This is a genomic window from Marinobacter confluentis (genome assembly GCF_004785685.1).
Taxonomy (GTDB): domain Bacteria; phylum Pseudomonadota; class Gammaproteobacteria; order Pseudomonadales; family Oleiphilaceae; genus Marinobacter; species Marinobacter confluentis.
The window spans coordinates 922,004-941,783 of sequence record NZ_SRPF01000002.1; the positions used below are offsets into that span (position 1 = coordinate 922,004).

17 protein-coding genes and 1 other RNA gene are annotated in these 19,780 nt (G+C 57.4%); 7 read left to right on the forward strand and 11 right to left on the reverse strand.

Annotation, left to right across the window (positions count from 1 at the left end; translation table 11 throughout):
* Positions 1–23: 23 nt before the first annotated feature.
* Together dnaK and grpE are read right to left on the reverse strand one after the other, a co-directional pair.
* Entirely contained in the window at positions 24–1,952 is a 1,929-nt protein-coding gene (gene dnaK, locus E5Q11_RS09855) for a molecular chaperone DnaK (protein WP_135803215.1), read from the reverse strand.
* 133 nt (positions 1,953–2,085) lie between these two features.
* Positions 2,086–2,691, reverse strand: coding sequence for a nucleotide exchange factor GrpE (gene grpE / locus E5Q11_RS09860; RefSeq protein WP_135803216.1), 606 nt, complete (start codon positions 2,689–2,691; stop codon positions 2,086–2,088).
* 242 nt (positions 2,692–2,933) lie between these two features.
* Here grpE and recN point away from each other — a divergent pair, with 242 nt between their 5' ends.
* Positions 2,934–4,613, forward strand: a complete 1,680-nt coding sequence (gene recN / locus E5Q11_RS09865; RefSeq protein ID WP_135803217.1) for a DNA repair protein RecN — start codon at positions 2,934–2,936, stop codon at positions 4,611–4,613.
* 86 nt (positions 4,614–4,699) lie between these two features.
* Here recN and fur read toward each other — a convergent pair whose 3' ends face one another.
* Positions 4,700–5,116 carry a ferric iron uptake transcriptional regulator gene (gene fur, locus E5Q11_RS09870; RefSeq protein ID WP_135803218.1) on the reverse strand — a complete coding sequence of 139 codons (417 nt, stop codon included), beginning with the start codon at positions 5,114–5,116 and terminating at the stop codon, positions 4,700–4,702.
* Between the two features lie 131 nt (positions 5,117–5,247).
* Here fur and E5Q11_RS09875 point away from each other — a divergent pair, with 131 nt between their 5' ends.
* Positions 5,248–5,574, forward strand: coding sequence for an outer membrane protein assembly factor BamE (locus E5Q11_RS09875; RefSeq protein ID WP_135803219.1), 327 nt, complete (start codon positions 5,248–5,250; stop codon positions 5,572–5,574).
* A gap of 1 nt (position 5,575) precedes the next feature.
* Here E5Q11_RS09875 and E5Q11_RS09880 read toward each other — a convergent pair whose 3' ends face one another.
* From E5Q11_RS09880 to E5Q11_RS09890, 3 genes are read right to left on the reverse strand one after another with little or no spacing between them, the layout of a single operon-like run.
* A complete protein-coding gene (locus E5Q11_RS09880) occupies positions 5,576–5,857 on the reverse strand; it encodes an RnfH family protein (protein ID WP_135803220.1) in 282 nt (93 codons plus the stop codon).
* Positions 5,854–6,300, reverse strand: coding sequence for a type II toxin-antitoxin system RatA family toxin (locus tag E5Q11_RS09885; RefSeq protein ID WP_135803221.1), 447 nt, complete (start codon positions 6,298–6,300; stop codon positions 5,854–5,856). The genes E5Q11_RS09880 and E5Q11_RS09885 overlap by 4 nt, the downstream gene beginning before the upstream one ends.
* Positions 6,301–6,359: 59 nt before the next feature.
* Positions 6,360–7,976: a sodium-dependent transporter gene (locus tag E5Q11_RS09890; protein ID WP_135803222.1), complete on the reverse strand. Its 1,617-nt coding sequence runs from the start codon at positions 7,974–7,976 to the stop codon at positions 6,360–6,362.
* Positions 7,977–8,156: 180 nt separating this feature from the next.
* Between E5Q11_RS09890 and smpB the strand changes: the two genes are divergently transcribed.
* From smpB to ssrA, 3 genes are all read left to right on the forward strand, one after another.
* A complete protein-coding gene (gene smpB, locus E5Q11_RS09895; protein ID WP_135803223.1) occupies positions 8,157–8,636 on the forward strand; it encodes an SsrA-binding protein SmpB in 480 nt (159 codons plus the stop codon).
* 223 nt (positions 8,637–8,859) lie between these two features.
* Positions 8,860–10,227: a wax ester/triacylglycerol synthase family O-acyltransferase gene (locus E5Q11_RS09900; RefSeq protein ID WP_404802760.1), complete on the forward strand. Its 1,368-nt coding sequence runs from the start codon at positions 8,860–8,862 to the stop codon at positions 10,225–10,227.
* Between the two features lie 24 nt (positions 10,228–10,251).
* Positions 10,252–10,616: a transfer-messenger RNA gene (gene ssrA / locus E5Q11_RS09905) on the forward strand.
* 97 nt (positions 10,617–10,713) lie between these two features.
* On the opposite strand, the gene E5Q11_RS09910 is transcribed toward ssrA, so the two are convergent.
* Positions 10,714–12,678 (reverse strand): metallophosphoesterase family protein, encoded by a 1,965-nt coding sequence (locus E5Q11_RS09910; RefSeq protein WP_210426305.1) that lies wholly within the window; start codon positions 12,676–12,678, stop codon positions 10,714–10,716.
* A 19-nt stretch (positions 12,679–12,697) separates the two neighbouring features.
* Positions 12,698–14,329 (reverse strand): GMC family oxidoreductase, encoded by a 1,632-nt coding sequence (locus E5Q11_RS09915; protein ID WP_135803225.1) that lies wholly within the window; start codon positions 14,327–14,329, stop codon positions 12,698–12,700.
* 106 nt (positions 14,330–14,435) lie between these two features.
* Between E5Q11_RS09915 and E5Q11_RS09920 the strand changes: the two genes are divergently transcribed.
* Positions 14,436–14,651, forward strand: coding sequence for a hypothetical protein (locus E5Q11_RS09920; protein ID WP_135803226.1), 216 nt, complete (start codon positions 14,436–14,438; stop codon positions 14,649–14,651).
* 131 nt (positions 14,652–14,782) lie between these two features.
* A complete protein-coding gene (locus E5Q11_RS09925) occupies positions 14,783–15,226 on the forward strand; it encodes a pseudoazurin (RefSeq protein ID WP_210426306.1) in 444 nt (147 codons plus the stop codon).
* 73 nt (positions 15,227–15,299) lie between these two features.
* Here the strand turns inward: E5Q11_RS09925 and E5Q11_RS09930 are convergent, their stop codons facing one another.
* Genes E5Q11_RS09930 through E5Q11_RS09940 form a run of 3 tightly spaced genes read right to left on the reverse strand, consistent with a single transcriptional unit; the run spans position 15,300 to position 19,768 of the window.
* Positions 15,300–15,977 carry a hypothetical protein gene (locus tag E5Q11_RS09930; RefSeq protein ID WP_135803227.1) on the reverse strand — a complete coding sequence of 226 codons (678 nt, stop codon included), beginning with the start codon at positions 15,975–15,977 and terminating at the stop codon, positions 15,300–15,302.
* A 47-nt stretch (positions 15,978–16,024) separates the two neighbouring features.
* Positions 16,025–17,707: an acetolactate synthase large subunit gene (locus tag E5Q11_RS09935; protein WP_135803228.1), complete on the reverse strand. Its 1,683-nt coding sequence runs from the start codon at positions 17,705–17,707 to the stop codon at positions 16,025–16,027.
* 39 nt (positions 17,708–17,746) lie between these two features.
* Positions 17,747–19,768, reverse strand: a complete 2,022-nt coding sequence (locus E5Q11_RS09940) for a hypothetical protein (protein WP_135803229.1) — start codon at positions 19,766–19,768, stop codon at positions 17,747–17,749.
* Positions 19,769–19,780: the final 12 nt, after the last annotated feature.

Consider the following 19,780-nt stretch of genomic DNA (forward strand, 5'->3'; position numbering starts at 1 on the left):
CAACTACCTGATGTACCGAGGATTTATCGCTTGTCTTCGTCCTTCACTTCCTCGAACTCGGCGTCAACGGCGTCGTCGCTCTTGCCAGCTTCACCCTGAGGCTGTTCAGCCCCGGCGCCGCCGGCCTGCTCGGCCTGATCCGCGTACATCTTCTGTGCCATTTCGGAAGAAGCTTCGGTCAGCTTCTGAGTCTTGGCCTCGATGGCATCCTTGTCGGAACCGGCCAGCGCTTCTTCCAGTTCCTTGATAGCAGCCTCGATAGACTCTTTCTCGCTATCGCTCACCTTGTCGCCGGCATCGGTCAGGGTCTTGCGAACCGTGTGAACCATGGCATCGCCCTGGTTACGGGCCTGCACCAGTTCTTCGAACTTGCGGTCCTCGTCGGCGTTGGCTTCTGCATCCTGGACCATCTTCTCGATTTCGTCGTCGTTCAGGCCAGAAGACGCCTTGATCACGATGGACTGCTCTTTACCCGTGGCCTTGTCTTTGGCGGACACGTTCAGGATGCCGTTGGCATCAATATCGAAAGTGACTTCGATCTGCGGCGTGCCGCGCGGTGCCGGCGGAATGTCGGCCAGATCAAAACGACCCAGTGACTTGTTTTGAGCCGCCTGTTTGCGCTCACCCTGAACCACGTGAATGGTTACCGCAGTCTGATTGTCATCCGCTGTGGAGAAGGTCTGCGACTTCTTGGTCGGGATAGTGGTGTTCTTGTCGATCAGCGGCGTAGCTACGCCACCCATGGTTTCGATACCCAGGGTCAGCGGGGTCACGTCCAGCAGCAGAACGTCTTTCACGTCACCGGAAAGCACGGCAGCCTGGATGGCAGCACCCATGGCGACGGCTTCGTCCGGGTTCACGTCTTTGCGCGCTTCCTTGCCGAAGAAGTTCTTAACTTTTTCCTGAACCAGTGGCATGCGGGTCTGACCACCGACCAGGATAACCTCGTCGATTTCGCCGATCTTGGCGCCGGAATCCTCCAGAGCGGTACGGCAGGGCGCAAGACTGCGCTCAACCAGGTCTTCCACCAGTGACTCCAGCTTTGCACGGGTCACTTTCACGTTCATATGCTTGGGACCACTAGCGTCCGCCGTTACGTACGGCAGGTTTACGTCGGTCTGCTGGCTGCTGGAGAGCTCGATCTTGGCCTTCTCAGCCGCTTCTTTCAGGCGCTGCATGGCCAGTGAGTCGCCACGCAGGTCAATGCCGCTGTCTTTCTTGAACTGATCGGCAAGATACTCGATCAGCTTCATGTCGAAATCTTCACCACCCAGGAAGGTGTCGCCGTTGGTGGCCAGCACTTCGAACTGGTGCTCACCGTCTACATCAGCGATCTCGATGATGGAGATGTCGAAGGTACCACCACCCAGGTCATAGACAGCCACGGTACGATCGCCGCTTTTCTTGTCCAGGCCGTAGGCCAGGGCAGCAGCGGTCGGCTCGTTGATAATGCGCTTCACATCCAGACCGGCGATCTTGCCAGCGTCCTTGGTGGCCTGACGCTGGCTGTCGTTAAAGTAGGCCGGCACGGTGATAACCGCTTCGGTCACTTTCTCGCCGAGATAATCTTCTGCGGTCTTCTTCATCTTCTTGATGATTTCTGCAGAAATCTGCGGCGGCGCCATTTTCTCGCCCTTCACTTCTACCCAGGCGTCGCCGTTGTCAGCCTTGGCAATCTTGTAAGGCACCATCTTGATGTCTTTCTGCACAACGTCGTCTTCAAAGCGACGACCGATCAGACGCTTGATCGCATAGAGGGTGTTATTCGGATTGGTCACCGCCTGGCGCTTCGCAGACTGGCCTACCAGTGTTTCACCGTCTTCGGTATACGCCACGATGGACGGGGTGGTGCGATCACCCTCGGCGTTTTCAATAACCTTGACCTTGTCGCCATCCATAATGGCAACACAGGAGTTTGTTGTTCCCAGGTCGATACCAATAATTTTACTCATCTAAACCACTCCAATTCGTCAGTTCAGTTCAATTCCTGCTTGGTCTTAAGCGTTTCCGGATCCCTTCTGGATTTTTTCAGAAATTTCCGGTGCGCCGCCGTTTAATGGCTATATTGGCGCGTTACTCAGCTTTTCAAGCCTGTTCGTCAACTTTTGGTCCGTTTTCCGCTTTGGCAATCACCACCATGGCCGGGCGAACCAGGCGATCATTCAGGGTGTAACCCTTCTGGACCACCGCCACCACGCTGTTAGGCTCTGCATCCGGCGCCGGCACCATGGACATGGCCTCATGCTGCTGGGGATCAAAAGGCTCGCCTACCGGGTTCAACTGCTTCACGTTGAATTTGCCCAGGCTGTTCATGAACAGTGACAGCGTCATCTCCACGCCTTCACGGATATTGGCCACCACCTCACCGGCGTTCTCGTGTCCTTCAGTACTTTCTACTGCCTTCTCAAGGCTGTCAGCCACCGGCAACAGCTCTTTCACGAATTTTTCCAGCGCAAACTTGTGGGCCTTCTCCACATCGATTTCAGCCCGGCGCCGAACATTCTGCATCTCGGCCTGGGACCGCAACATCTGCTCCTGATATTCCTTTACCCGGGCCTCAAGCTCGTCCGTTTCGTTACCGGAAGCTTCCTGCTCAGCTGCGGATGCTGTGTCTTCATTATCCGCCGCCGTATCAGCGGCTTCTTTCACCTCTTCTTCGACCTTGTCGTTGCGATTCTCGTCAGCGCTCATGGCAACTCCTGCTTCTTCGTCGGGGGGCTTCAACCCACCGAATTAACTGTGAACCCTGCCCATTCGCTCAGGGACAAGCTGTTTGCGAACGGATATGGGGCCCCTATTCCGGGTTTCAACCTTTCGCGTTTGCATTCGGCCACAAAAAACACCGGAAATTTGCAAACCACAAAATCCCTGTATATATTCACAGTCACTGTATGTAATCACAGTGTTTTCATCATCGGGTGGAGGTCACTCACATGCTCACACAACTTACCGTTTCCAATTACGCCATCGCAGAGCGCGTCGACCTGCAGTTCAGCCAGGGTATGACAGCGCTCACCGGGGAGACCGGCGCCGGCAAATCCATCGTGCTGGACGCGCTGGGACTGGCAATGGGCGGGCGCGCTGACGCCGGGGCGGTTCGCCATGGCGCCAAACGGGCAGACATCACGGCCTCCTTCGATGTATCCCGGATCACCGAAGCGCAGCAGTGGCTGGAAGAGCATGAACTGGACGACGAAAACGACTGTATCCTGCGTCGGGTTATCAGCAAGGATGGCCGGACACGCGCCTACATCAACGGCCAACCCTGCCCACTGGCGCACCTGAAAGACCTGGGCAGCACGCTGATGGATATCCACAGCCAGCACCAGCACCAGTCGCTGCTGAGAAAAGACACCCATCGCAAACTGCTGGACGAATTTGCCCGCGCCGAAACCCTGGCTGATCAGGCCCGGCAGGCGTGGAAAACCTGGAACACAACCCGGCAACGCCTGAACGAACGCCAGCAGAATGCTGACGAAGCCGAAGCCCGGATCCAGCTATTGCGCTACCAGGTAGAAGAGCTGGACCGGCTTGCACTGGAAGACGGCGAGCAGGAATCCCTGGAAACCGAACAGTCACAGCTCAGCCACGCTGAGGGCGTACTCCACAACTGCCACCAGGCGACCATGCTGTGTACCGAAGACGACAACAGTGCCGCAGCACTGGTTCGCCAAGCGCTTCAGCAACTGGAGCAGCTTCCGGTGGAAGTTCCGGCACTGGCGGACACTATTCAGATGCTGAGCGAGGCCCAGATACAGATCAGTGAAGCCGGAGACAACCTTCGCCACTTTGTGGACGACTATGACGCTGACCCCGCCAGGCTGGCGAAGGTGGAAGAACGCCTTAGCGCCATTTATCAGATGGCAAGAAAACACCGAATCGGGCCGGAAAACCTGCGGGAGCTGCATCAGTCCCTGAGTAACGAGCTGGCATCACTTGACGATGGTGAGGGCAGCGTGGAAAAACTGAAAGCGGAGTTACAGGCACAGCGGGCCGAATTCGACAAAGTGGCGGCGGAATTGTCCGACGCCCGCCAGGCCGCCGCAGCCAATCTGGACCAGCGCATTGCCGAAGAACTGGCCGAGCTCAGCATGCCTGCGGTTCAGTTTGTAACGCACCTGAGCCGCAACAAGGACGATGAACCCGCCCCCCATGGAATGGAAGAGGTGGAATTCCTGGTCAGCGCCAACCCCGGCCAGCCGGCGCGGCCGCTGGCGAAAGTGGCCTCCGGGGGTGAGCTGTCGCGGATCAGCCTTGCGATACAGGTGGTAGTCGCCCAGACATCGACAACACCGACCCTGGTGTTTGACGAAGTCGACGTGGGTATTGGCGGTGGTACCGCTGAAGTGGTCGGCCGTCTGCTGCGAAGCCTGGGCGATAATGGACAGGTGCTGTGCGTGACTCACCTCGCACAGGTTGCGGCCCAGTGTCACCAACATCTGTTCGTCAGCAAATTCACCGATTCAGACGCCACTTTCTCCAGGATTGAAAGCCTGGACGACACCGGACGAATTACGGAAGTGGCAAGAATGTTGGGCGGCGTTGACATGACAGAACACACCATCGCCCACGCCCGGGAGATGTTCAGCAAGGGTCAGGCGACCCATCACTGAAACTGAAAGCAGGTTAAACCTATTCCCCTCTCGATCCTGAGAGCTTCATGGGGCGGGCGAGTTTCCCGCCCCTTTTTTTGCTTTTTTTACTTTGTGTCTGCCGGCTTCACGTAAAGAATCAGGCTGTGGTCGACCAGCTCGAAACCGTGCTCTTCGGCAATCTTTTTCTGACGCTCTTCGATGACGTCGTCGACAAACTCGATAACCTGGCCAGTCTGGGCGCACACCATATGATCATGATGATCATCGCCAGCCATCTCGAACACTGCATGACCGCCTTCAAAGTTGTGCCTTAATACCAGGCCTGCCGCCTCAAATTGCGTCAGCACCCGATACACAGTTGCCAACCCGACATCGTCGCCCTGCTCCAGCAGCTTTTTATACACATCTTCTGCGCTCAGATGATGCTCTTCCTCCGCGTTCTCGAGGATATTAAAAATCTTTACTCGCGGAAGCGTCACTTTCAGGCCGACTTTGCGTAATTCGGAGTTTTCGGATGCCATGTTTACGATTCGCTCTTTGGTGTGCTCAGCGGCTTCCGGTATGATGGTGCCGCACTTGATTCGTTACGTGCTCAACCCGTGTGAAACCTGCCTGGCGCAGGCGTTTCCAAGATAGAGGATTTCCCCCGGCGATGCAAAAGCTCACAGCGCTTCTTCTTACCCTTCTGATCGCAGGCTGCGCCTTCCCCGGCGTGTACAAGATCAACGTCCAGCAGGGCAACATTCTCACGGACGAAGAGCTGACATCGCTGTCTGAGGGGATGTCCAGGAGTCAGGTCCAGTCTGTTCTGGGTACGCCGCTGATGGTGAATCCGATTGATCCTTCCCGTGAATATTACATCTATACCTTCCAGCGCAGCGGTGGCGACATAAAAGAGCAAAGGGTGATTGTGTACTACAACGACGACCGCTTCTCCCACTACGAAGCTCAGCTGATGGAAGAGACACCGGCCTACTGATTCAGCCTTTCTTTTTTGCGCGGTTAAGTCTGGCCTGCTTGGGATCAATCTTGAGTGGGCGGTATATCTCAACCCGATCGCCGTCGCGCAGTTGATGGCTCTCCGGCGCCTTTATCGCCTTGCCAAAAATCCCCATGTTTGCAGTGTCCGGATCAATTTCCGGAAAAAGCGTCACAATGCCGGACTGCTTCACAGCATCCACCGCGGAAATGCCTTCTTCTACGTTCAGGGCAATGATTTCCTGCCGGTCCGGGCGCGCAAAAGCCACTTCTACCCGAATCATTGCCCACCCTCACGATAAAGCTGGTCCGCGCGGCGACAGAACGCATCCACCATAGTATTTGCGGCGTGACTGAACACCTGACCAAAGGTCATCCTGGCCAGGGAGCCGGTGAACTCGAATTCGAGCGTCAGTATCACCTTGCAGGCTGAGGAATCCAATGGTTTGAAGTGCCAGCGGCCTGACAGGTTCCGGAAGGGTCCATCCACCAGGGTAATATCTATGATTTCAGGGCGCTGTAATTGATTCATGGTCGTCAGCCGGTGACGGATACCTCCCTTCGCAATATCCATCGAGGCCGTGATCTGCTCTTCAGACTGATCGTGGATTTCAGTGCGATCACACCAGGGCAGGAATTCCGGGTAACGGGCGACGTCGTTTACCAGGTAAAACATCCGCTCTGCGGAATGCATAACCAACGCTGTTTTGTCGATCTGATGAGGCATTGAAACCGGGGTCCTGGGAGTATCTGGGGTTGCAATAATACGCAATCTTCACCCGCTCTTCACGCACTCTGGAACAGAACGTCCTCATTACCCGGCGCCACGTCTTCCTGGGGCTGTTCACGGTCATCCGGTTGGCTGTCAGAGGGCGGGGCCTGGCCATCTTCCGTCCTTGGCCCGGATTCTTCAGCGCTTTCACCGGCGGGATCTGCCCCGGTTTCGGCATCCTGCTCAAACACCGGCGACTCCAATAGCAACTGCGGCTCACACCAGGGTATTCCCGGCGCCCCGTCACACATGGCCTTGACACCGGAAAAGCTGTACTGAAGTCCGATATAGGCAACCACAACCGGCAGAACCAGGCGCATAACCCAGAGCCAGATCCGGCTGAACAGGCCAGGTGTATTCCCAAGCATTCTCAGAGCGAGACTGCGGGTGAGGTACCAACCCGCGAATACAGATATCAGAATGCTGACCAGAGGCACCAGCAAACCACCCGTGAACAGTTCCAGCCAGCGAAAGAAGGTCCCCCCGGCAAACTCCAGGCCGGACCAGACATTGAACGAAAACAGCGACCCCAACCCCAACAGCCATACCGCCAACCCGATCATAAAAACAGACAGCGCCCGGGGAGCACCCGTCCACTCGCGAAACCAGCCCACGATGGGTTCCAGCAGAGCAAGCGACGTACTCCAGACCACCATAACCATCAGCAGATAAACCGCCGCCAACAGAAACTGACTGCCCGGCAGGTCAGACATCGCCACGGGCAGCGACAGGAATAACAGATCAAAGCCCCGCTCACCGGACATACCCGGATCGCCGGGCACCACCGAATAAATGGCAAGCCCGGCACCGATTGCAACCAGCGTATCCATCAACACCACCGCCAGAACCGTACGCTTGAGGCGTGTTTCAGCCGGCGTATAGGCACCAAACAGAGTCCATACGCCCATGCCGAGACCCAGGGTGAAAAAGGCGTGGAACAACGCCGAATTCAGGCTTTCCCAGGACAATGCAGCGGCATTGAAACTGAGCACCGCATCAGCGGCCTGGCCAAACTCACCCTGCCATGCAGCGAATCCGCAGAACACCGCAACAAACAGCACCATAATCGGCGTAACCGCCCGGACCGCACGTTCGACCCCCTGCACAACCCCCTGCATTGAAACCCAGATCACCAGCAGCAGAAAGAAACCGTGCCAGGCCATGAAGGCCCGATACTCATCCGGTGACGAAACCAGCCCCGCAAGAATGTCTGATGCGTCCCCTGCCCCGACGTTTATAAACCGGCCGATGGCACTGAAGAAAACATAGGCGAGCGAGATGGCGCCAAACACGGCGGTGAAGGACAGCACCAGGAAGGCGGCCAGAATGCCCAGCCGGCCTGCCCACAGCCACCAGCGGGAACAGCGGGCGCTGCGCACGAAGCCGTCCATCGCCAATACCAGGCCATGGCGGGCGTAGCGGCCCATGGTCGTTTCAGTCACCATCAGCGGGAGGGTAATCAGCAACAGGCAACCAAGATAGAGAAGCACGAACAGCCCGCCGCCATTCTGGCTTGCCAGATAGGGAAACTGCCATACATTGGCCAGCCCGAAGGTCGCCCCCAGTGCCGCCCAGAAGAAGGTGGTAGGGCGAGTCCATGATCCAATGTGGGTTTCGTAAGGGGTTGGCATTCCGTACCTTCACAGCATTATTAGCCCACATTGTAGCGGATGATTTCCCGACCGCACGACTGGCATCTCTCACTGCCGGTTCAATTTCGTGACCGGTCTGGCAGTCCTGGGCTACAATGCCCGTTTTTCCGGCGACCCTACTGGCCGGTAAATTCGTATCCGACCCCGGATTATCGCTTCATGAGTAAAAAGAAACCCGGCGCCCCAAGCGCCACCATCGCGCTAAATAAAAAAGCGAAACATGAGTACCACATTGAAGAACGCTTCGAGGCGGGGCTGGCCCTGCTTGGCTGGGAGGTAAAATCCCTGCGAGCCGGCAAGGCCCAGCTGACCGATGCCTACGTGCTGCTCAAAGGTGGCGAAGCCTGGCTGCTTGGCTCCCACATAACGCCATTGATCGCCGCATCCACCCACGTGATTGCAGACCCGACGCGCACTCGCAAATTACTGCTGCACGCGAAGGAAATTGCCAAGATTGTCGGCCAGGTCAACCAGGCTGGCTATACCTGCATTCCGCTGGCACTTTACTGGAAGAAAAACAGGGTGAAGTGCGAGATTGCGCTGGTTAAAGGCAAAAAGCTGTTCGACAAGCGCGCCACCGAAAAAGAGCGCGACTGGAACCGCCAGAAGCAACGCATTCTCAGGGATACCAATCTCTGACGCCATGAATCATGTCGCATCTGCATCCTCTTTCGATCAGAATCTGACCGGCCTATACTGACCTTCCTGTCGTCGCTGCCCACTGGGCAGCCTAGGGAAAACGACACTGAAGGAGCAGGTAATGGCACCGGTTCAGACCCCGACCCATCAGACACCCATTTTCCAGACACCGATGTCCTCAGTGGACCGGTCCTGGTTGCGAATGGAAAGCCCCGAGAACCCGATGATGATCTCTGCGGTTCTGATCTTTGAAGACGCGCTTTCCATTAACCGCCTCAAACGCGTTCTTGATGAGCGCTTCCTTAAGTTCCGGCGGTTCAGACAACGGGTAATTCATCAGGGTGATCGTACCTACTGGCAGGATGACCCGCTTTTCCATATCGACAACCACGTTCACCGCATCGCACTGGCCGGAGACGCTGGCAAGCAGGAACTGCAGGCGCTGGTCAGCGACTTGAACAGTACATCCCTGGATTTCCGGCGACCGCTCTGGAAAATTCACTACATCGATCAGTACCAGGGCGGCTGCGCCCTGCTGGTACGGATACACCACTGCATTGCCGATGGCATATCACTGGTGCGAGTACTGCTATCGCTGACTGACCGACAGCCAGAGTCCCCCCTGCGACAGATACGCCCAACGGGCACCGCAAGTCAGCCGGGGCGCAGGGCCGGAAAGCTCGGCCACGCAGCACGCAGCCTGTTCCGCACCGGTCAGGCCGCAAAAGACCAGGCTAGCCTGTTTATGAAATCGCTTCGCACCGAGCCTGATTACCCCATGAAACTGGCGTCGACGGCAGGCAATATCTCCCTCGACCTTCTCAAGCTGGGGCTGGCGCCAGCGGAACCAAAAACCTGCCTGAACCCGGCATTGAGCGGGCGCAAACAGGTTGCCTGGGCCGAGCCACTCAGCCTTGCGGAAGTGAAAGTCTGCGCCCGGGCCTTGCGAGGCACCGCCAACGACGTACTGCTATGTGCCGCCGCCGGTGCCCTGCAAAGACACTTTGTGAACACCGGGGAAACCCCGCCGGAGTGTGGCATCCGGGTCGCCGTGCCTTTCAATCTGCGCCCGTTGCATCAACCCATCGAAACGTTGGGCAACCACTTCGGGCTGGTGCTGGTGACACTGCCCGTTGAGGTCAGCAATCCGGTCATGCGGTTTCGCCAGATCCAGCACAACATGAATCGCCTGAAGCGTTCGTATCAGGCTCAGGTGACCTACAGCCTGCTGGACCTGTTCGGGCGGGGCCCGGATATACTGGAACGCCGGGCCCTGAAACTCCTGAGCGACAAGGCCTCGGCGGTTCTCACCAACGTCCCCGGCCCGAAAGAACCCGTGTACCTGGCCGGCGCCAAACTGAAACAACCGATGTTCTGGGTTCCCCAGAGCGGGCACATCGGTATCGGTATGAGCATCTTCAGCTACGCCGGCACAGTGCAGTTCGGTATTACCATCGACCGCAATATTCCGGTAGACCCGGAATCCGCCATGGAATACTTCCGCGACAGTTTCATTGAACTTTATAACTGGGCGCTGGAGAAACAGAGCCAGGACGACGAACAATCCGTGAAAGCCCTTGAAGTTGGCTGACCCGGCCACATATACTGGAGTTAAGGGGACGACATGGCTTCGACGCTGGTGGCGAACCCTTGGGTGCATGTCGAGATGGCAGCCAATCTCGTTAATCCAAAGCTGCAACGCAATAGTCGCAAACGACGAAAACTACTCACTAGCAGCGTAAGCTGCTAGTCGTCCTGACTGGGTCGCCCGTAGCCCAGAAGCACCATCTCAGGACGTCATCGCTTACGGGATGCTCCGTTATCCAGAGTTCACTGGCTAACGGCTAAGATTTAAAGAACTCGGTTCTTGCACCCTGGCTCTCGGGTCGCTTGAACTTAAATCAATAGAGAGACGCTAAACATGTAGAGCTCAAGGCTGAGTACTGGCGGACGCGGGTTCAATTCCCGCCGTCTCCACCAAACAGCAAAAAGCCCCGGACTTCCGGGGCTTTTTTATGTCTGTAAATTCTCTCTGAAACTCTGATCTCGCGAGACTGCACACCGGGGTAGAAAGCCTTTACCAGTCCGGTCCACCACCGGGATCCAGAAAGCGGGTTCCGCCGGAACGTGAGTTCAGTTGATGAATGCCTGTAGGCACTCCATGCTCGTCCAGCTTAACCAATCCCACGCCTGCAGCGTTCCATAGCCTTTCGCCGGCATCCCGGCCTTGGGGTTTGCGGGGGCTTACCCGCATGCGCCTTCGTTTGGTAAACCAGTTCAATGGAGACCAGGGTGCGTAAAGCCAGCGATTGATACGGTCCAGCCACTCTATGAGAGTGTGAGGGAACTCGTTCTTGATACCACTGCTGGTAATCTGCCAGATTCTGGGCTGGTCCGGCCGGTTACGAAGGCGCACGTCATAGGCAAAAGAGTAATGAACGTCGCCGGAAAGAATGACAAAGGTTTCCGGTGTGCGGGGATGGCGGAATATGTTTAACAGCACACTGGCTGCGCCCCGGTGGGCCATCCAGTTTTCGGCGTCTACAACCAGTGGCTTGCCAAAAAACGTAAATACGCTTTGGATTGCTTCAATCAGCTTGACGCCAAACATGGGCGCCGGTGAAACCACAATCACTGCGTTTTCGCCGATGATGTCCTGCTGGAATTCGGTGAGACCTTCCCAGTCCAGCAGGCCCGATGGCCTGGCCCGATTGGTTTCGCTACGCCAGCGGCGGGTACGCGTATCCAGCACGACAATTCGGGGCGAGGTCTGCAGGGTATAGTGCCAGTGCTGGAATTTCAGCAGGCCTTCAATCAGTTGGTCCTGCCGGTTTTCGTCGAACATTTTATCCGGTGTTCGTGCCGCCATGAAACTCTCGATCGCTGGCATGATGTCGGCAAAAGCATCGGGGTTATTACCCCAGCCCTGACATAGCAGATAGGCAAGTAGAGCGTTCCCGACTATGCGGCGAGAGAACGGATGCTCGTAGGCGGTAAGCTCCCACAAAGCGGACAGATTCCAGTCATCCGTCACATCGTGGTCATCAAAAATCATGTAGGTGGGAAGGTTTGCCATGGCCCGCGCGGCCCGGGGCAATCCTGCTACAAATCCACTGATGGCGGTTTGCTGGCGCTGATAAACCTCTTCATCTTCCCGAGACAGTGTCGGCGGATCCGTATTAACCAGCTCCCAGCACACCGGCGACCAGACCAGCAAATACATCGCCAACACTTCATTCAGCGATATCAGATGATTGTGCGCATTGACGGTGGTGAACACCGGCTTTCTGGCGCCGCCAAAAAACCGATCGACCAGCGCTTCGTTACTGTCGGTATCCGGCAGCAGCTTTTCCCGATGAAAATAGGTATTCGAATCTTCCCGCAACGCCGCACTGTTACTTTTCGAGCCACCGGTGAGCGCTTCATCATAAAGACCCAGGCGCTCTATCAGGCTGTGGATCGCCCTTAGCATTGGGCCGGCCACATCATCAGCGTATATCTGGTCGCCAGTCATCAGCATCAGGGCGGGCCGTTCTGAAATGTCGGACCGGGTTTCCAGAAGCACGTCGTCAACCCGCACTAACCCATCGGCTGCTGTCGAGTGAGGTTTTCGACATGAGCCGTGCATCAGCCGGTCCAGCCGGTCCTTGATGACGAAGCTGGGGCATCGGGTTCCCGGCATGCACAGGTGTGGCGCCCACTCTTCTATCCAGGATTCAGCAGTGTCGCCGTTTTCTGCAGCCCCAGAGCGGTATACGCCCAGGTCATACCCTATGCAGGTGTTAGACGGTAGCGCCTCGTCCAGTTCAACCTCGATCAGGTGCAGGCAGGCGGAAGCCCCGAAACGCACCCGACAAACTTCTTTGTCAGTCAGTACGCAATCGAACCACGGCAGGCCGGAACCGTCTTCTGGTTGCAGCCGCATACGCAGGGTCAGCAGGCTGGACCCCACCAGCCAGAGCGTGATTCTGTTGCGGGTAGTGTGCCTGAGCACAGGCCCGGCCAACACCAATGGCAGGTCCTGTGGTGACTGTTCGCTCACCTCGATCTCCTGACACAATTCAGGGCTTCGACCGGTTTTCCCTGCCAGCCCGGATAGCCTCCGCAATCTTCTCAGCAATCATGATGGTCGGCGCATTGGTGTTGCCGCCCACCAGGGTAGGCATCACCGAGGCGTCGACAACGCGTATACGCTCCAGCCCTCTGACTTTGAGTTCAGAGTCCACCACTGACTGATCATCGACACCCATTTTGCAGGTGCCTACCGGGTGATAGATGGTGTCGGCGCGGGCGCGGATGTGTTGCGCCCATTCCTCATCACTCATGTCATCGTGTATGCCGAAAAGCTCTGACTTGCGATAAGGCGCCAGCGCCGGTGCTTCCAGAATTTCACGGGTAATTTTGGCACCCTTGATGGTCAGGGCCAGGTCTCGTTGATCCGACAGGTACTTTGGGTCGATTGCCGGCTCGGCCATCGGGTCGGCGCTCTGCAGGAACACGCGGCCCCGGGACTTCGGGCGCAGATTGCATACGTGGCAGCTGAAGCCATGTCCCCAGTGCAGCTTCCGGGCATGGTCCTCCACAATGGAAACCACAAAATGAAGCTGCAGGTCCGGTATTTCCAACGCAGGGTCAGACTTTACAAAGGCTGCGCCCTCCGCAAACGGTGAGGCTACCATGCCGGTGCCATCCCGGCGCCACTGAAGGGTGTGGCGCAGCATGTCCATCATGCCCCGGGCGCTGAAACCGAAGTTGTCGGTGTCGTCAGATTTGTAAGCCAGGATGAAATCCAGATGGTCCTGCAGGTTCTGGCCGACACCCGCCAGTTCGTGAACCATGGGTATGCCGTGGGGCTCAATATCTTCAGGGCGGCCTACGCCGGACAGCTGAAGCAGCTGCGGTGAGCCGAAAGCTCCTGCGGACAGGATCACCTCTTGATGGGCGGAGACACTGAAGGTCTGGCCTTTCAGGCGGTATTCAACGCCGGTCGCCCGCTTGCCCTCAAAAACAATCCGTGTCGCGCGGGCGCCGGTCACAACTTTGAGGTTTGACCGTTCTTCCATGATCGGATGCAGATAGGCTGCGGCGGTCGAGCAACGCTCACCGTTTCGCTGCCGTTCATGAAACTGGGTGACTTCGTAAAGGCCCACTCCCTCATTGTCGCCGTCGTTGAAGTCATCCTTGGGCCGGTAGCCACGTTCTTTAGCCGCTTCAATGAACGCGTTCGACATGGGCCTGGGGGATTTCTGCTGGCTGACGTGAAGCGGCCCATCAGCGCCGTGGAATTCACTGGCGCCTTTTTCATGGCATTCGGCCTTGCGGAAGTAGGGTAAAACCTCGTCCCAGCCCCAGCCTTCACAGCCCTGGCTCGCCCAGCCATCGTAATCCGCCCGGTGGCCCCGGACATACAACATGGCGTTGATCAGGCTGGAGCCACCCAGGCCGCGACCACGAGGCTGAAACCCCCGGCGCCCGTTCAGCTCGGACTGGGGCTCGGTCTGCAGGGCCCAGTTATTGATCTTGCCGTGGCCAGGCATCAGCGCGACCACCCCTGCCGGCGCACGAATCAGAAGATGGTCGCCGCGGCCACCAGCTTCCAACAAGCAGACGCTGACGTCCGGGTCTTCGCTTAACCTTGCGGCCATCACCGCACCTGCAGAGCCACCACCGACAATCACGTAATCAAAAATCATGGACGACCTCTCTGGTTTTTATTCTTTCTACGCGTTCAGGCTTGTCTTGCCAAACTCAATTCAATAACATATATTTTGTATGTATGTTTAAGGGTCTGGAGGAATCATGGAGAAACTACTCGGCTTTGCCAACACAGCACTGCTACTGGCAACCCTTGCACTGATCGTTACCGTGCTAGTGTCCTATCCATTTGCAGCCCAATTCAACATGTCTATTCAGATCGCAGCCCATATTGGCACACTGCTTTTTGCGACGGCCATCAAGCTGTCCTACATCCTGCGGCTGGTGTCACTGAAATCTCTCGGACGTCCGGTTCACTGACCGGACATCCGGGCCACTAAGCGGGTTTACCCGCCCCGGCATCCGTAGATTCACGAACCCCCGGGCGGGGTCCATAGCGGCACCCGTCCCGTATCCCATCTTGAATTCACACATCGCTGAGAGGTAATACGATGAAATTCCATAGCGCAATGACTGCAGGCCTTTTTGCAGCAATGGTTTCTACCAGTGCCATGGCCGCCGAGCATGTGGTGGAAATGAAGAACTCCGGTGCCGATGGTGCCATGGTATTCGAGCCTGGCTACCTGGAAGCGGAGAAAGGTGACACGGTGAAATTCGTGATGACCGACCCCGCCCACAACTCGGTATCAGAGGTCGTTCCAGAGGGCGCGGAAAGCTGGTCCGGCGCGATCAACAAGGAAATCACGGTCACGCTGGATGCAGAAGGTGTGTACGTGTACAAGTGCACCCCCCATGCGCCGCTGAATATGGCAGGTGTTATCAAGGTGGGTGAGCCAACCAACTACGACGAAGCGAAAGCTGCGGTTGAGAAACTGACCGCTGCTGCGGCAACCAACAAGGACCGCCTGACGGACTACTTCAGTCAGGTCAAATAAGGGTTCTGTTAAAAATGAAAAACCGGCAGGCCTCTCAGGCTGCCGGTTTTTTGTATCTTTCACGCCAGGACAGTCAGATTGAGGCCTGTTCCAGCGTAGTCTGATCCGGTTCGCGGGAGTTCTGACGCTCTTTTTCAGCCTCGTCCAGCTTCTCTTCAATCTCTTTTCTGAAGTTCTTCAGCGATTCTCCAAAATTTTCCAGCGCCTCGCCCGCTTTCCTGCCGGTTTCTTCCGAATAGGTTTCAAAATCTTTCGCCAGTTGATCCACCTGTTCTGCAATCTGCTCAGATGAGCGACCAACCGCATCGTCGAACTGTTCACGCAACCGGCTGATATCACTCTTCAGGCCCTCAATGGGTGAACGGCTCGCCACGGCTTCTTGGGTGCGCTGATAGTCCACCAGCCACTGGTCATTGACCCGCACCAGGTAGGTGGTAATCTCCCGACGCGCGCCTTCCGCCGCATCGCCAGCAGACTTCTTTGCCGCCAGAACTGTCTCAATGGTCGCTTTGTCAGCTTCGATGACGACACGGCCAAACTCCGGAAGAGTATTGAACGTGCCAGCATCAAAACCTTCCAGGGTTGCGGTATCGGCCAGTGTCGATAGTTCTGCCGCAGCATCGGCCTTGCCTTCCGCCAGGGCCTGCCAGAATTCTGTGGCAACCTGCTGTGGCGTCTCGGGCCTGGAGCATCCCGCGAACACCGTAACCAGGGTCGCCAGAACAACGAGCATCAACCATCTGTACTTCATCTGAGTGCCTTTTGATTCGGTATGTGCGGCCAATTATACGTCAGCGATCAGAGGTTACAGGTGAGGTTTACCAATTCTTCATCGAACACCCGGCGGTTCTCGCTGTAATCCACTGGCACATCGATCAGGTGAACGCCGCCGGCAGAAAGGGCCGATTCCAGCGTCGGCTGCAGGTCTTCGGCACGGGTCACCCGATGCCCGGCAGCGCCGTAGGCCTCGGCGTATTTCACGAAATCCGGATTGCCATAGTCCAGCCCGAAATCCTCAAAGCCTTCCTGTCCCTGTTTCCATTTGATCATGCCGTAGGCGTTGTCATTGATGATCAGTACCACAAGGTTCAGATTCAGGCGAACTGCCGTCTCCACTTCCTGGCTGTTCATCATGAAGCCGCCATCACCGCACACCGCCATCACCTTCAGGTCGGGGTAGAGCATGGAGGCCATCATGGCGCTGGGCAGGCCCGCACCCATGGACGCCAGGGCGTTATCCAGCAACACCGTGTTGTTGTCGTAGGCGGGATAATTGCGGGCGAACCAGAGTTTGTACATGCCGTTATCAAGGGCAATGATACCGTCATCCGGCATGACTTTGCGGACGTCGCTGACAATACGCTGGGGGATGATCGGATATCGATCGTCGTCGGCCTTCTGGGCCAGGTGCTCGTCCACCGCCGCTTTCACTTCCATGAACCGGCTGAAGTCATGGCTTGGGCATGGCCCACATCGCTCGGCCAGGTAATCGACACTGTTGGCAATGTCTCCCACCACTTCGTGCTGGGGAAAGTAGACCGGGTCTACATCGGCACCGGAAAAATTCACGTGAATGACCTTCTTCCCGCCGTGTTTCATAAAGAAAGGCGGCTTTTCAACCACGTCATGGCCCACGTTGATGACCAGGTCCGCATGATCAATAGCGCAGTGCACGAAATCGCCGGCAGACAGAGCAGCGTTGCCCAGATAGCGGGGATGGCGTTCATCCACCACGCCCTTTCCCATCTGGGTGGTGAAAAACGGAATCCCACTGGCATTGACCAGGTTGATCAGCGCCTGGGATACCCGTTTGCGGTTGGCGCCGGCCCCAATCATGATCAGTGGGTGCCTGGCGTTTTTGATCATCTCGCACGCGGTATCCAGGCTCTTGCTGCTGGCGGTAGGCCGGCGGGCATCACTGGGCTGGAAGATATGGGTATCGGGGCTTGCGATTTCAGAGGCGATGTCTTCCGGCAACTCCAGGTGGACTGCACCCGGGCGCTCCTCTGATGCCAGCCGGAAAGCTTCGCGAACCTTTGCCGGAATGGTGTTGGCGTTGCTGATCTGGCGGGTGTATTTCGTCAGCGGGCGCATCAGGTCCACCACATCCAGAATCTGGAACAGCCCCTGTTTGGAGGACTTGATGGGTTTCTGGCCGGAGATCATCATCATGGGCATGCCGCCCAGTTGGGCGTAGGCGGCCGCAGTCACCAGGTTGGTGGCGCCCGGGCCCAGGGTAGACAGGCAAACCCCTACCCGCCCCGTCAGGCGCCCATAGGTGGCCGCCATGAAACCAGCCGCCTGTTCGTGACGGGTCAGGATCAGTTGGATACGGGACTTGCGAAGCGCTTCCAGCAGGTCCAGGTTTTCTTCCCCCGGCACGCCAAATATATAGCGAACACCCTCGCTTTCCAGCGCCCGTATAAACAGCTCGGCGCCGCTTTCACCGTTGACCTGGTTACTGCTGTCCTCTGACGACATTCTGGTTCCTCTTTGGTTGCGGTGGTGCAATCAGGCGGCTCAGACAACCGGCGGTTCGGCCTGAAACGTATCGGCGGGTAATCTGTCGCGGCCCCAGCTCTGGTGAACACGATCAATAACCCGAGCCAGTTCTTCTGCGCCTACTTCCGCCGGTTCGCCACGCTCTAGCGGATCGAAATGGAAGATGTAGACACGGGACGCGAACTGCTCGAACGGCAGTGACGCTTCACCAAAACGTTCGCCCTTTCTGGCGGTGCTGACCTGTACATCACCCCCCCAGTGTTGCCCGCTGTCGTTGTTCGGGTTATAGAAATAGACCCGCATGACCCCTTCCGGGTCCCGCGCGATTCGCAGGATGGTAATGGCGTGCCAGCCGATAAACCTTGCGGCGCTGTCTGTCACCGCAACACCCGCAGGCTGTGGATGAACCAGCGGCTGATTGCCGTTGTAATCAGGATGATAGCTGGCATAAAAATGCCGCAAAAACTCTTCCAGGTTGTCCAGCTTACCGGTGGCAACGTCCACGTTGATACGAAAGCCCCGGCCCGCTGACCAGCCATGGAATTCGGGATTCACCCACCGGTGAGGATCGCCGTCACGGCCGATGCAGAGGCGTCCCATCTCGGCGTAGATTCGGTCAAGGTGGGGCACAACCACCAGTGACACCGGATCGAGATCGATGGTTACCTCGGAGGCAACGCCTCCGCGACTGCTGGCGGATGACACCGGTGTACCCTCGAAATGCATGATGATCTCGTTATCCCGTGCTGCCCAGGTGACCATCTGCAACAGATAATCCGGGTCATTGTAGGCCCACATGGACAGTGCCCGGGCGGCCTGACAGGTCGGGTTGTTGCCCTGCCCCACGCCCAGCGGTTGGCCCAGCATGTTCAGAACCCCCTGTATCAGCCAGGCTTTGGGCTGGGGTTGATAGCCAAAGGCCAGCTCCAGGCGGTGGCGGGCTTCCGGGCATATCGACAGTGCCGTCTGTCGCCAGAGCGCCGGCTCGACCGGTGGCTGGTACAGAATGCCCCGCTCGAGCAGCAGCGCAAGGCCATAAATACCTTGTGATGTCTCCGGGAACACACCTTCGCGAATCAGCGTCAGAACCAGGTCACGGTAACGCAGAAGGCAGTCGCGCCCGGTCATGGAAAGCCCCAGCGATTCCGCAATCAGCGAATCCTGGTTCTCAAGAATGAACCGCATGAAGCTGGCGTGATAGGGAGAGACCAGCCCGGTGTCGTGCATCGATCGGGCAAACCCGGTGGCTTCACCCTGCAGCGCGCTGGAATCCATGTGGCTCAGGCGTTCTTCATAAACCGCCACACCCGGATCTTCGCGGCAGGCCTGGGTCGGCCCGTAAAGGCTTGAAATCAGACGTTCTGCCCCCTGACCGGCGCTGCCAAGGTCTACGCCCGGATCACTGCGGCACAGGGCGATCTGGGTAATCATCTGGCGAACACTGTTCACCTGAATCGGCCGTTGTTGAAGGATGCGCCAGATTTCGTCAATCAGGCGGTCGATGACGTGTTCATAACCGATCTGTGACGCCACATGCTGAACCAGGGAACGGCTGATCACCGCCAGCTTGCCCTGTTCACGCTCGGTCTCGCCGCCCTCACCGAACAGCATCGGGAGGTTGATGGCAAGAACCTGGGTCAGGTAATGGTGCGCCTGCTCGGCAGACACAGAGTCGTGGGCATAGTGGCCAAGGGCGACGGACAGCAGCCGCAGTTCGCTCATGGCTTCAACGATGACCGTATCGGCCTCGGTGCTTTGAAGGGAATAGGTGGTTAACTGGGGCAACAGAATGGACGGTTCCGCCCAGTCTGTGCCCAGAAAGACACCAGCCTTCTCAAGCCGCTCTGCGCGGTCCTGAATCGCCTGGCATCCGCCCGGCTGAAGCAGCACCCGGCGAACCGTATCGAACACCCGGGGCAACTTGCCGGCTTTGGCAAAGGACCGGCTCTCATCGAGAGCCGTAATCGCATCGTCCAGTCGCTGAACCAGCTTATCGAAATCAACGACAGGTGCCGGGTTTCCAGCGTCGGAACTGCTCAAACGATTTCCTCA

Bases quoted from the DNA above. Each gene is read 5' to 3' on its own strand.
- dnaK (WP_135803215.1), bottom strand. From the start codon at position 1,952: ATGAGTAAAATTATTGGTATCGACCTGGGAACAACAAACTCCTGTGTT.
- grpE (WP_135803216.1), bottom strand. From the start codon at position 2,691: ATGAGCGCTGACGAGAATCGCAACGACAAGGTCGAAGAAGAGGTGAAA.
- recN (WP_135803217.1), top strand. From the start codon at position 2,934: ATGCTCACACAACTTACCGTTTCCAATTACGCCATCGCAGAGCGCGTC.
- fur (WP_135803218.1), bottom strand. From the start codon at position 5,116: ATGGCATCCGAAAACTCCGAATTACGCAAAGTCGGCCTGAAAGTGACG.
- E5Q11_RS09875 (WP_135803219.1), top strand. From the start codon at position 5,248: ATGCAAAAGCTCACAGCGCTTCTTCTTACCCTTCTGATCGCAGGCTGC.
- E5Q11_RS09880 (WP_135803220.1), bottom strand. From the start codon at position 5,857: ATGATTCGGGTAGAAGTGGCTTTTGCGCGCCCGGACCGGCAGGAAATC.
- E5Q11_RS09885 (WP_135803221.1), bottom strand. From the start codon at position 6,300: ATGCCTCATCAGATCGACAAAACAGCGTTGGTTATGCATTCCGCAGAG.
- E5Q11_RS09890 (WP_135803222.1), bottom strand. From the start codon at position 7,976: ATGCCAACCCCTTACGAAACCCACATTGGATCATGGACTCGCCCTACC.
- smpB (WP_135803223.1), top strand. From the start codon at position 8,157: ATGAGTAAAAAGAAACCCGGCGCCCCAAGCGCCACCATCGCGCTAAAT.
- E5Q11_RS09900 (WP_404802760.1), top strand. From the start codon at position 8,860: ATGATGATCTCTGCGGTTCTGATCTTTGAAGACGCGCTTTCCATTAAC.
- E5Q11_RS09915 (WP_135803225.1), bottom strand. From the start codon at position 14,329: ATGATTTTTGATTACGTGATTGTCGGTGGTGGCTCTGCAGGTGCGGTG.
- E5Q11_RS09920 (WP_135803226.1), top strand. From the start codon at position 14,436: ATGGAGAAACTACTCGGCTTTGCCAACACAGCACTGCTACTGGCAACC.
- E5Q11_RS09925 (WP_210426306.1), top strand. From the start codon at position 14,783: ATGAAATTCCATAGCGCAATGACTGCAGGCCTTTTTGCAGCAATGGTT.
- E5Q11_RS09930 (WP_135803227.1), bottom strand. From the start codon at position 15,977: ATGAAGTACAGATGGTTGATGCTCGTTGTTCTGGCGACCCTGGTTACG.
- E5Q11_RS09935 (WP_135803228.1), bottom strand. From the start codon at position 17,707: ATGTCGTCAGAGGACAGCAGTAACCAGGTCAACGGTGAAAGCGGCGCC.